General features: G+C 48.1%; 10 protein-coding genes and 1 pseudogene. 10 read left to right on the top strand and 1 reads right to left on the bottom strand.

The features are described 5' to 3' along the window. Positions 1-176 precede the first annotated feature (176 nt). Positions 177-299: pseudogene (locus MiSe_RS31985) on the bottom strand (helix-turn-helix domain-containing protein); the annotation flags it as partial. A 340-nt stretch (positions 300-639) separates the two neighbouring features. Here MiSe_RS31985 and MiSe_RS31990 point away from each other — a divergent pair. From MiSe_RS31990 to MiSe_RS32035, 10 genes are all read left to right on the top strand, one after another. Continuing rightward, positions 640-2,613, top strand: coding sequence for a hypothetical protein (locus tag MiSe_RS31990; protein WP_226587724.1), 1,974 nt, complete (start codon positions 640-642; stop codon positions 2,611-2,613). Positions 2,614-2,753: 140 nt separating this feature from the next. After that, positions 2,754-3,020: a hypothetical protein gene (locus MiSe_RS31995; protein ID WP_226587727.1), complete on the top strand. Its 267-nt coding sequence runs from the start codon at positions 2,754-2,756 to the stop codon at positions 3,018-3,020. Between the two features lie 67 nt (positions 3,021-3,087). Next, entirely contained in the window at positions 3,088-4,374 is a 1,287-nt protein-coding gene (gene hisS / locus MiSe_RS32000; protein ID WP_226587729.1) for a histidine--tRNA ligase, read from the top strand. A gap of 97 nt (positions 4,375-4,471) precedes the next feature. Further along, positions 4,472-4,696, top strand: a complete 225-nt coding sequence (locus MiSe_RS32005) for a type II toxin-antitoxin system HicA family toxin (protein ID WP_226587731.1) — start codon at positions 4,472-4,474, stop codon at positions 4,694-4,696. Next, positions 4,693-4,911: a type II toxin-antitoxin system HicB family antitoxin gene (locus MiSe_RS32010; protein WP_226587733.1), complete on the top strand. Its 219-nt coding sequence runs from the start codon at positions 4,693-4,695 to the stop codon at positions 4,909-4,911. The genes MiSe_RS32005 and MiSe_RS32010 overlap by 4 nt, the downstream gene beginning before the upstream one ends. 101 nt (positions 4,912-5,012) lie before the next feature. Then, complete coding sequence (locus MiSe_RS32015; RefSeq protein WP_226587735.1) at positions 5,013-5,606, top strand: Uma2 family endonuclease; 594 nt, start codon at positions 5,013-5,015, stop codon at positions 5,604-5,606. Positions 5,607-5,916: 310 nt separating this feature from the next. Next, on the top strand, positions 5,917-7,275 hold the full coding sequence (locus MiSe_RS32020) for an HNH endonuclease (protein ID WP_226587737.1): 1,359 nt from the start codon (positions 5,917-5,919) through the stop codon (positions 7,273-7,275). 137 nt (positions 7,276-7,412) lie between these two features. Continuing rightward, positions 7,413-8,279: a DNA adenine methylase gene (locus tag MiSe_RS32025; protein ID WP_226587739.1), complete on the top strand. Its 867-nt coding sequence runs from the start codon at positions 7,413-7,415 to the stop codon at positions 8,277-8,279. After that, entirely contained in the window at positions 8,279-8,686 is a 408-nt protein-coding gene (locus MiSe_RS32030) for a type II toxin-antitoxin system VapC family toxin (RefSeq protein WP_226587742.1), read from the top strand. The genes MiSe_RS32025 and MiSe_RS32030 overlap by 1 nt, the downstream gene beginning before the upstream one ends. A gap of 137 nt (positions 8,687-8,823) precedes the next feature. After that, positions 8,824-10,806 (top strand): hypothetical protein, encoded by a 1,983-nt coding sequence (locus MiSe_RS32035; protein ID WP_226587744.1) that lies wholly within the window; start codon positions 8,824-8,826, stop codon positions 10,804-10,806. Positions 10,807-11,319 lie beyond the last annotated feature (513 nt).

Raw genomic sequence — 11,319 nt, forward strand, 5'->3', positions numbered from 1 at the left:
TGAGCTTGTAAATCCAACAATCAACATTAATTAAGCTTAATATTGACGGCAGATAAATCTGCTCGTGTCGATTTTCCGCCCCGCAATGAATTGACGGGGCTACCAATCTCCCGAAATTTTTAGGTGTGGACATTTCCAATCACGGATTTCTAACGGCATTTCAGAGACTTGATGCAGACTTCGTTAGATTGGTTGGGCGCATAATTCCACCACCAACGGGCACAGCCAAAACTCTCTCGCAGATAGCGGCATTGCTCATCAGTAGGGTAAATGCGAACTTTGACAACCTTTCTAACCATCGTTACTATAATCAGCAATTCACAATAACAGCATGGCGTAAAACCTTGTGATTGGGGATTTGTCGGTAAACTATGTGAGAGATGGGGGCTACCCCAGAGTCGCTATCCATCCCCACCGGGTGGGCGAGTGGGGAATTACGCGAGAGCGGTTAACTTCTGTTTCCCAGACTGACGCTGCATAGATTAGCCCCTGTCCTCATCCAAAGGCTAGAATTCTTAGTGCGACTAATAAAGTCAATAATTCAAAGTAACATATAAAATACCAGAAACCCGCCTGGGATATTGTCGAGAGACAAAAAATCTGTTGCGGACGCTGAAGACAGCTTTTGGGGAATTGGCAATGCGTAAACTTTCATTCCTAGCCTTTGTCGGAACGCTGGCTCTATTTACAGGTGGCTGTAATCTGAATGGGGGTGGCGGAGGGGAAACAACAAGTTCTCCCAGCCCTAATGAATCGCCAGCCGCTCAAACACCAGCAAAACAAGATTTTCCAGGGGCGGTGTTTCCTGGAAAACCAGCTACAACCACGGCTGATGCTACCAAAAAACCATCAACCACGGCTGCGGTACCAGCTCCTCCTTCAGACTTGATTCCCTCGACCGATCCCAAGGCGCGCCTGGGCGGCATACAAAAAGGAGTCACAGACCCCTTCGCCCAGCCTCCGATTCAACTTGAAGAAAATAAACCTCAGACACCCACTCCCACCGCGACTCAGCAACCCGTTCCTCAGGTAAGGCGCATTCCAGGAAGCGAGTCAACACCGGGGGTAAAAGTACCGACTGCCTTGCCGCAAAGGCGAACCGCACCGCGACCAGCCCCAACACCAGTGGGTCGTCCCAGACCCACAATCCCCCGTCCTGTGGCGTCCCGTCCTGTAGCGTCACTGCCTAGACCCAGGATTCCCCCTGCGGTTGGGGTGGAAACGCCTAGCCGTCCCAAAGCTCCCGAACCTTTTGCCCTGCAACCGCCCAGACGTCCTCTAGTACGCCGTCTCAGTATCCCAGTAGAAGCACCCAGCCGTCCTAAAGCTGGTGAACCCGTCAGCCTGCAACCGACTAGACGCTTTGTAGCACCTCGTACCAATATTCCGGTAGCACGCAGCCGCCCCAGCACGCCTAGCCGGTTCTCTGTACAACCGTCAAAACGCTTTGTCGTACCCGGAACAACGGTGGCGGTGCAACCAAATAGACGTAATACAAGCTCTCCCATAGCCGCAGGAACGCCTTCACGCAATCCTGTTACTCGCGCTCGCGATCTCGCCAGATCGCCCCAACAATCCCCAGTCAAGCCTCGCCCCACAGTAGTGGCAACAGCGCCCCAACGTCGGGTAACGCCTCGCCCCACAGTAGTGGCAACAGCGCCCCAACGTCGGGTAACGCCTCGCCCCACAGTAGTGGCAACAGCGCCCCAACGTCGGGTAAAGCCTCGCCCCACAGTAGTGGCAACAGCGCCCCAACGCCGGGTAACGCCTCGCACCACAGTAGTGGCACGCGCACCCCAACGCCGGGTAACGCCTCGCACCACAGTAGTGGCAAGGACGCCCCGCCTGGTAACGCCTCGCACCACAGTAGTGGCAAGGACGCCCCGCCTGGTAACGCCTCGCACCACAGTAGTGGCACGCGCACCCCAAAGTCGGGTAACGCCTCGTAACACGGTAGTCGCACGCGCGCCCCAACGTCGTCCAGCAACGGGTAACGTAGTGGCAAGGACGCCCCAAGGGCATCCAGCAAATCGTACAACGGCAGTGGCGCGGACAACCCAACGCACCCCAGCCCCCACTTCTACAGTGGCGGTACGACCCTCACCCGCACCTAGTCCAGCGGCGAGTCAGCCGAGTCCAACAACCGCCGCTAACGTGACTCCGACTCCGGCTGCAACAACACCGCCTAGTCCCACCCCAGCGGTTAGTCCTACCCCAACCACACCCCCCGAACCCCAAATTCCCGCATTACCGCCGCCTCCAGAACCTACTCTGGCGAGGGCAGTTGAAGTTTCTGGGGTGATTCAAATTGGTAACGAGCCTCAAGCTATTGTAAAAGCACCCAACGAAGCCACCAGCCGCTACGTCAAAGTTGGACAGCGGTTGTCTCAGGGACAGGTGCTGGTCAAACGCATTGAAATGAATGATGGCTCCGAACCCGTGGTAATTTTGGAAGAAAACGGCATTGAAGTAGCCAAAATGGTCGGGGATAGACCAATACCACCCGCCCAACCAGGGAACCAACCGGGTACTCCTGCGGCTGCTGTCACCGTTCTCCTGGCAGGTGGCGCTATGGCGCTCGCTTCCCGGCTTTCAAAGCAAAAAGGTGTCTAATACTACTTGCCGCAACGCTGGCTAAAAATTGGGCTAGTTGCTAATTGCTAATGGCTAATTGCTAATTGTTCATTCGCATTAGCGATTAGCTATTAGCTATTACCAATTACCTATTACCAATTACCTATGACCCAATAAAAATGCAGACGCCTCAACCAGAAATACTGCCCTATCAAATTAGCTTTCCTGGGTTGCCCCTAGCGGTGTATCGAGAACTAGCCGCCCATCTACGGCAAGTGGAAGGGGTAGAACCTTATTTGATCCCCCAGCACAGCCAAGACTTTGATTACAATGAAAGCCAAATAGAAGGCTTGTGGATTCAGTTTCCAGAACATGCCGATTCCACTTGTCGCCAACGAGTCGATCAAATATTGGCATACTATAGAAATCGCTATTGCTCTAGATAGATAAACGATTTTGAACCATCGTTCTAGCTGGGCAAAGTATCAATTTTAACTACAAATTAACGTATTAATGGGCACCATCCAAGCTTTACGGGGAACGCGAGACATCCTACCTGAAGAAATCGTTTATTGGCAGCGGGTAGAAGCAACGGCGCGGGAGATTTTAGCCAGAGCAACTTATACCGAAATTCGCACGCCGACGTTTGAGGAAACGGCTTTATTTGAACGCGGTATCGGTGAAGCTACTGATGTCGTAGGTAAAGAAATGTACACGTTCCTGGATAAAGGGGAGCGTTGTATTACCTTGCGTCCGGAAGGGACAGCCGGGGTGGTGCGGGCTTTTATCGAACATGGTTTATTTGCCCAAGGTGGCGTGCAGCGGCTTTGGTATACTGGGCCGATGTTTCGCTACGAACGTCCAGGGGCAGGAAGGCAACGGCAATTTCATCAGATAGGGGTGGAGGTTTTAGGTAGTCCTGACCCAAGGGCGGATGCTGAGGTAATTGCGATCGCCTCCAATATCCTCCAATCTCTCGGACTTAAAGACCTGCAACTGGATCTTAATTCACTCGGAAAACGCGAAGATCGACAGCAGTATCGGCAAGCACTGGTAGATTATTTAACACCGTACAAGGAAGAGTTAGATCCGGACTCCCAAGATCGCCTAACTCGCAATCCACTGCGAATTTTGGATAGTAAGAGCGATCGAACCCAAGAAATTGCTAAAGATGCGCCAAGTATATTAGATTATCTCGGTGCAGAATCAAAGCGGCACTTCGAGCGAGTGCAGCAGCTATTAAGCGATTTGGGGATTAGTTACCGAATTAACCCCCGTTTAGTGCGTGGCTTGGATTACTACAGCCACACAGCCTTTGAGTTTATTTCCGATAACTTGGGTTCCCAAGCCACGGTTTGCGGTGGCGGTCGCTACGATGGTTTAGTGGCAGAATTGGGAGGGCCGGAAACTCCCGCAGTAGGTTGGGCAATTGGGTTAGAACGGTTAGTTATCCTGTTGCAACAGATACAGGAAAAGCCCCAGCCGAGTCTGGATTTTTACGTAGTTTCCAGAGGCGACGCGGCGGAAGCGCAAGCATTGATATTGGCTCAAAAATTGCGCCAATCTGGGTTTAGCGTGGAATTAGATTTGAGTGGGAGTGCGTTTAAAAAGCAATTCGCACGCGCTGATAAGAGTGGGGCTGTTGCTTGCTTGATTTTGGGGGATGAAGAAGCAGCAAACAAGACAGTCAAATTGAAGTGGATGGCGACTAAGGAGCAAGAGGCGATCGCTCAAACCGATTTACTCGCAAAAACAGACGAACTGCGACGCGAGATTGATAGTTTGAAAACACAAAAGTAGCACTCTACGAATACAAATATTTTGGAAAAAACAACAAGCTTCGTCGCTAAAGATCGGCGGCTAACTTTATAATGGGGTAGAGTACCAGACAATATCCATGCCCAGGAAAATTCGAGATTTGAAAGCTCAGATTGCGCGTGAAGGGTTTGTTTACCTGCCCAAGCGCGGCAAAGGCAGCCATGAGCGTTGGAGACATCCTCTGCTCAGAAAAACGCTGACAATCCCAGGCAAGGATGGAGATGATGTGCCGCTCTATCTAGAAAAACAACTAGCAAAGCTACTTACTGCACTGGAAGAGTTAAGGGAGGACGAGGATTCATGAGTCGATACAGCATGATTATTCAATGGTCTGATGAAGATCGGCTTTTCCTGGTCACAATTCCAGAGTTTGACGATCGCGTTGTGATGCCTTGCACTCATGGCAAAACTCGTGAGGAAGCAATTCGTAATGGCGAAGAAGTCATTGAAATGTACTTGGAAGCTTGGCAAACTGAAGGTGAATCTATCCCTGAACCGAAGACGCTTCAGATTGCCTGATTATTGGTATTTACTACGCGATCGCTCAAACCGATCTATTAGCCAAAACAGACGAACTGCGACGCGAGATTGATAACCTGAAAACACAACAGTAGCGCTTTATGAATCCCAATCTTTTGGAAAAAACAGCTAGCTTAGTCGCTGATCTTCAGCGACTAACTTTATATCGAGTTTACTGGCAACAGTATGAAATTCTCCGCGCGACTCTGGATGATTTTGCTGGAGTGCGGATGAATTACCTAAAAGGAACTTTGGAAATTTTTAAGCCTGGGTCTAAGCATGAGAGAATAAAATCATTAATCGGTCGATTAATTGAAACTTACTCTTTAGAAACTAATACCAGGATCTATGCTTGTGGTTCGACAACCTATCGGAAACAGGCAGAAGAACGGGGTTTAGAACCTGATGAAAGTTACTGTATTGGAAACTTAAAAGAATTTCCAGACCTAGCGATAGAAGTTATTGTCACCAGCGGTAGCATCGACTTACTCGAGGTTTATAGAGGATTAGGGGTTTCTGAAGTTTGGTTTTGGAAAAATGGTCAGCTTTCTCTGTATCGCTTGCAAGCAGGACAGTATGAGCAAATTGAACGCAGTATCCTGCTGCCAAACTTAGATATTAATTTATTGGTTCGCTGCGCCAATATGCCCGATCAATATGATGCTGTAATTGAGTTTCGCAACGCGATTCGCTAACAGCAATTGAGTTGCGTTGCGTCGGTAAGTAGCAATTGGAAGGGGAACAGGTTTAACTCTTCATCTGGAAGGATGAGCAAGTGATGGGACAGTCAACTTACAGAAGCTGTTAGCGGTAATTTACATTCATAAAGCGTATCAGAACGTAACTGCGGTACAATTAATAGTTAGCCTGCTCAGGTATCTGTGGGGCATCCCTTAAAGCTACTTGCCAGTGTTCAAGGCAAAATAATTGCTGCAAAGGTATGAACACACGCAAATCGTCACGCTATATTACAATTGTAATACAAGTCGTTAGACAAACTTCCTCATGTTTACACGTTTTGAGCAACTACCTAGACGTGCATCAGAGTTAACAACCTGCTTCTACTGTGGAACCCGCCTTCCAGCGACAGCGAAAGAACATATCTTCAATTCATCTTGGGGTGGTTCGCACAAAACGGGCAACTTAATCTGTGATGAATGTAACAGTAGCTTTTCACAGCAGACAGATGTAGCTTTTGCTGTTTATGTACAAGCTGTAATGAATTCCTGGATATTCAAAGGAGAGCGTCATAAAGAAGTACCTAAAATTGTTCTAGAGAATGAATACTTTCTAGATCAAGGGGCTAAGCTGAAGCTGAAACAGCCTCTTGTTGAAGACGAAATTCTGCCAGATGGAACAATCAAATCAAATCTAACTTTCAACTCCAAAAGCCAAGCCAAACGTTGGATAGAAGGAGATGGTATGGCTACTTGGCTGGGGAGACCTCCATCAGCCGAAGAACAAGAAAATCTTAAAAAAATCCTTATAGAGGCACAGCCAGATATAACAGATGCAAAACCTCAACTCACTTCAACTCAGCTAAATCTTCGAGAACAATATCGTTCTACAGCGCATACAGTTCTCAAATGTCTTGGGTTTTTCTTGCCAGAGTGGGTTCAGGGAGATTTGACTAAGCCAATCCGGGAGTTTGCGCGATATGACCAAGGTGATTGGCGGAGTTTTGCCATTGAGACTGAACAATTATTTTCAATAGCAGAGCAAGCAACAAGAACTTTGGGTTTAGGGGTTTACCACAATTCAGTAGAAGTTTACTGGAGTTCTTCGACAAAAATGGTAGTTGGAGTATTGACTATTCTTAACCGTATTAAGAGATCGGTTGTCATTGCCCAGGATTACTCTGGAACAGATTTTATTCTATATGTTGTGGAAGGCACACACGGCTCTAAGAAACCGCCTGATTCAGTATTTACTGAATTCGATCGGAATCAGCTTTCTGTGCCTTTATTGGGTGTTCAATATTTCTCATCTCCCAGCAAGATATACCAGTATTTCCGTGATGAACTTGCAGCTTTAATGGGAATTAACTACCCAATTGATGCAATTACAGCTCGTTTAATTCAAGGAATTGAAAAAAACAATAAGAAAAATTTGAAACTTGATCAGGTAAATTTAGAGGAATACCTGAACTTATTTTTAATCTTTCTTCTAGATTTAGGCAAAGTTGCTGGTACTTCCGTAGATATTAGCAAAGCTCGTTCTAGCCTTCTCAAGTATGGTTTCACTAACATAGCCAATCAGCATGTTGGAAAATTGTATACAGATCCAGATGTTGAGTCTCTTATGGCACTTGCGTTTGAGCGCACTGTAAAAGACTTTCATGCTGGAGTGCTTGGCGCAGACTAACAAGGCGGTGCAGCGAACGGCGGACGGACGAAAGCTGTTGGTGAGGATGCCAAGGTTATCTGCCGCTGCTGATTTTAGCCGTTAGCCGTCTTAACTTTCGTGGTAGACTGATTGAGTTCCATTGTTCTATGGTTCAGATGGCTACCCTTCCCCATCCAATTCAATATCAAGGTAGTAAAAGAAATCTTGCCTCAGACATTCTCAGATTTTTACCTAATAGAGTAGAGCGGTTAGTAGAGCCATTTGCGGGAACTGCTGCAATTAGTATTGCTGCTTCTTCTAGACTAATTTCTCAAATATTTTGGATTAACGATCTGAATAAACCTTTGATTGAATTATTGAAGCTAATTGTACAATATGGTTTCATCACCACAGAAGAATTGAAACAAAGGTATGGTTATAATCATCCGCCAAGAGCAGCTAGGGATGTCCGAGAGCATGGAATCCCTCTGGAAACTTTTCGCGTTACCGGAACTGATGGCAGGAGAATAGCTGCTTACAAATTTGCAGATATTAGCAAGGCTAGATTCACCAGATTGTCTGGCAGAACTGGGTTATCAAAACAGTTGAAAAATGAATTAATTAGGAGATTTGGTTGCAAGTGCTTCATCTACTTGGAGGAAGTTGACGAGCGCGAGCTACAAATCGATCATCGCGTTCCTTTTGAAGTTGACGGAGAACCCGAACTGGAACCAGAACATTTTATGTTACTTTGTGGCTCTGCTAAATTAATCTTGTATATCGGTGTCGTACTTACTCATATGCAAATCACTATCAACTTACCCCAAGATCTGGAACAATACCTGATCCAACAAGCAACCCAACTGAATATCCCCCTCGAAACTTTCATTCTCCAATCTCTGCGCCAAATTACTCAACTTCCCTTAAGCAAGACCTCTCAATGGTCAAGCGAAATCCTTTCCTATACTGGCATCCCAGACTTTCCAGCCTTCGAGTCTTATCGCGATGAACTGCTTCCACCCCGCGAACTGGAGTTGTTTTAATGCGCTACCTGCTTGATACTTGTGTCATCAGCGACTTCATTAAAGGGGAACCAGGTACCCAAACCCAACTTAAGAAAACGCCACCCATCGATATCGCTGTTTCCGTTATTACCTTGATGGAATTGCGCTACGGCTTACAACTCAACTCCCAACGCGCCCAAAAAATTGAACCTATCATTACCCGTTTCCTCAATTCTGTTACCCTGCTTCCTTTCGGTATTTCAGAATCAGAAAAAGCTGCTGAGATTCGCGCCATCCTCAAATCTCAAGGACAGCCAATTGGTGCTTACGACGTATTAATTGCTGCAACTGCGGTTCAACTTTATCACCTCGTCATGGTCACTGCTAATCAACGGGAATTTGACCGAATTCCCGGCTTACAGACGGAAAACTGGCGACAGTCTTAGAGGGTATTTGAGACAGGACTTACCCACGACTGTGAGAATTTCAAGGTGCTGACGCTCTCCCCAATCCCCACCCAATTGCCCTGTCCCCGTCCCTGGTCTAGAATTAAGTGCGATCGCTGCTATCTTCTCACCCACCAATGGAAACCTGGGAATTTCTGCTCCAGCGCCAAGGCGAAGCCACCTGGCATACCCTAGCACCACAAGCTATGGTGGAAATTCAGCAAGGCCGATATCGCCTCGCTGTCCGCTCCAGCTACACTGACACTGAGGTGGATGTTCGCATCACCCACGATTCCACCTACGAAGATCCGCCGAAGCGACGGATGCAGAAACACGCCCGCTCCACCAACGCAGATGGGTTGATGGTAGTGATACCCTTTAACTATCTCAAACCCGGTAGCTGGGAATTTCGCTGTCGTCCAGACTTAATCACCGACTTAATGGGCAATACTTGGCAGCATACGCTTCAAATCCAAGTATTGCCGGATTCTGCTCCTCAAGCCCAGCAGGTGAGGGTCGGAGCAGGTGAGCAGGTGAGCGGCGGGGGGGGGAGTGTAATAAAACAGACAAAAAGGGGAAGCTTGGATGCGGAGAATTCATCCAATATTTCAGATGCGATACGTGCTGCCGCACAGGCTGCCGCCAACGCACAAGAAGTTGTAGTATCCGATACAACCACATCCGAGTCTACTACTTCCCCAGAAGCGCGGGAAAGCCCACAGATTCCAACACAGGTTGAGATCGCTCTCGACAACGACACCTATGTGGCTCGTCAGGACGGGGTTTTAACAGTTTCAGGACAAGTCGAAAGCGCCGCAGCAGTTGGTCAACCCATACCAGGTACGGAGTTACAAATTTACCTGCGCGATCCGCAGAATTCCCAGGTGGTGGCAGAACGGCAGCAAATGTTACCAGCAGGAAATTTGCCGGTTCGCTTTACCTGCAAGGTTAATATCCCGCCTCAAGTTAATACTCGTTTGATTTTGGGCGAAATTGCCCTCAAAGTCGCAGGCGAGACGCCTGCACCACAAGTTTTAACAACGGCATCTTTCACCGTTACGGCGGATGTGACTGCACTGCTGAGTGCGATCGCTAACAACAGCGCTACCAATCTATTCGACATCGCTCCCGACGCACCCGCCGCGCCGATCGATCCGTTAGATACTCCGAAAGAAGTTCCCACGATTCAGTTTGAACCATCGGACGGCGTACCCATACCGCCCCTACTGAATAAATCTACGCTGCGACAAAAACCGCGCCAACCCCTCGAACTTCCTACATTTCCCAGTCGGTATCCACCTAAACCGAAACCCAAACCTGAGCCAGTCAGTACGAAAGAAGAGCAAGATCAAGCTGAGGATACGACCGAAGCAGATATTAGTTTAGATGCTTTTGGGGAATCAGAGTTGGCAGTAGATCTCAGCGCAGAGAGCAACAACGGGACAACGCCAGCAGAAAGCGACGAACACCCGTCTATACCGGAAACAAGCAGCATCGTACATATTAGACCCCAGGAGCGTTTATTCTCGCGGCTTGAGGCGTTGGCGACGGATGAAGAGTTATCTGACTGGTTAAAGGCGGCTCCCAGTTTAGACCCCTTGACAATTGACTTAGATTCGCTTTTCGACATTCACCCCGAACCAGATGCTCACCTGACGGCGGGGGAATTTGTGGTAGACGACGAACCGATTAAACCCAGACGCAAGAAAGGAGAGCAAAAACCCAAACCGGATTTCGACCCCGTCCCAGAAGATGAACCGATTCCGACACCTAAACTGGAGGTATTTCCCAACGGCGAACTGACTTCAGGACAAAAAGTGCGCGTCCGGGTGACGCTAGCTTATGGGTTGCCGCGATTGGGCGTTAAATTGTGGATTGTTGACCGCCAGACGCGGAGTCTGTTGGAAGAACCTCGCTTACTCGGTGATTTTGCACCCAACGGGTGGGGACAAGTCGAGGCGATATCCCAGGTGACGGTTCCGTTTGGCTGTTTGGAGATGCGGTTTGAAGCGATCGCCACCGAAATACAGACTAAACGGGAAAGTCACAAAGTAACCATTGACCGCACCGTCCTTCCCCCCGATCTCCCTACCATACCCCTTGATGAATTTGATTTGTGAACTACCTACACTGCCCTAGCGGGCGCGACGTTTCGGGGGGAAGCTTCCCCCCGAAAGCTCGCTTGTCAGTGTAGGCTTCTGGCACGTTTTAAAGTTTCCAGAATTTCCTTCGAGGTACTATTAGTAGTAGATTGAGCTACTACAGGATTCCCTTTACGGCGTTTTATCGTGGGGAAAAGTCTAGGGCCCCACGCGCTTTATATTGATAGCGGCATTAACATCGCGGTCAATATAAAGCAATTCAAATTCGTCCCAAAACGCGCGCATACCATTTTTGTAACCGTTCAGGGGGGTAACGAGAGAATGAGGGTTTCAGGCAATTAAACTGGCTAATTTAGCCTCGTTTTCCCAAATTTATGGGCTTGTCAGTGCTTCAAACCCTATTAAATTCGTAACCCCCCTGAACAGTTACGTCCAGTAAAAAAGGTTGACAAAAATATCCACATAACTATAATGTTGTAATCAAAGCCAAATGGTTAGTCAGGAGTCAGGAGAATTTGCGATGTTTAACAG

This window comes from Microseira wollei NIES-4236, from assembly GCF_020521235.1.
In the GTDB taxonomy this organism is placed as follows: Bacteria; Cyanobacteriota; Cyanobacteriia; order Cyanobacteriales; family Aerosakkonemataceae; genus Microseira; species Microseira wollei.

Bases quoted from the DNA above. Each gene is read 5' to 3' on its own strand.
- MiSe_RS31990 (WP_226587724.1), top strand. From the start codon at position 640: ATGCGTAAACTTTCATTCCTAGCCTTTGTCGGAACGCTGGCTCTATTT.
- MiSe_RS31995 (WP_226587727.1), top strand. From the start codon at position 2,754: ATGCAGACGCCTCAACCAGAAATACTGCCCTATCAAATTAGCTTTCCT.
- hisS (WP_226587729.1), top strand. From the start codon at position 3,088: ATGGGCACCATCCAAGCTTTACGGGGAACGCGAGACATCCTACCTGAA.
- MiSe_RS32005 (WP_226587731.1), top strand. From the start codon at position 4,472: ATGCCCAGGAAAATTCGAGATTTGAAAGCTCAGATTGCGCGTGAAGGG.
- MiSe_RS32010 (WP_226587733.1), top strand. From the start codon at position 4,693: ATGAGTCGATACAGCATGATTATTCAATGGTCTGATGAAGATCGGCTT.
- MiSe_RS32015 (WP_226587735.1), top strand. From the start codon at position 5,013: ATGAATCCCAATCTTTTGGAAAAAACAGCTAGCTTAGTCGCTGATCTT.
- MiSe_RS32020 (WP_226587737.1), top strand. From the start codon at position 5,917: ATGTTTACACGTTTTGAGCAACTACCTAGACGTGCATCAGAGTTAACA.
- MiSe_RS32025 (WP_226587739.1), top strand. From the start codon at position 7,413: ATGGCTACCCTTCCCCATCCAATTCAATATCAAGGTAGTAAAAGAAAT.
- MiSe_RS32030 (WP_226587742.1), top strand. From the start codon at position 8,279: ATGCGCTACCTGCTTGATACTTGTGTCATCAGCGACTTCATTAAAGGG.
- MiSe_RS32035 (WP_226587744.1), top strand. From the start codon at position 8,824: ATGGAAACCTGGGAATTTCTGCTCCAGCGCCAAGGCGAAGCCACCTGG.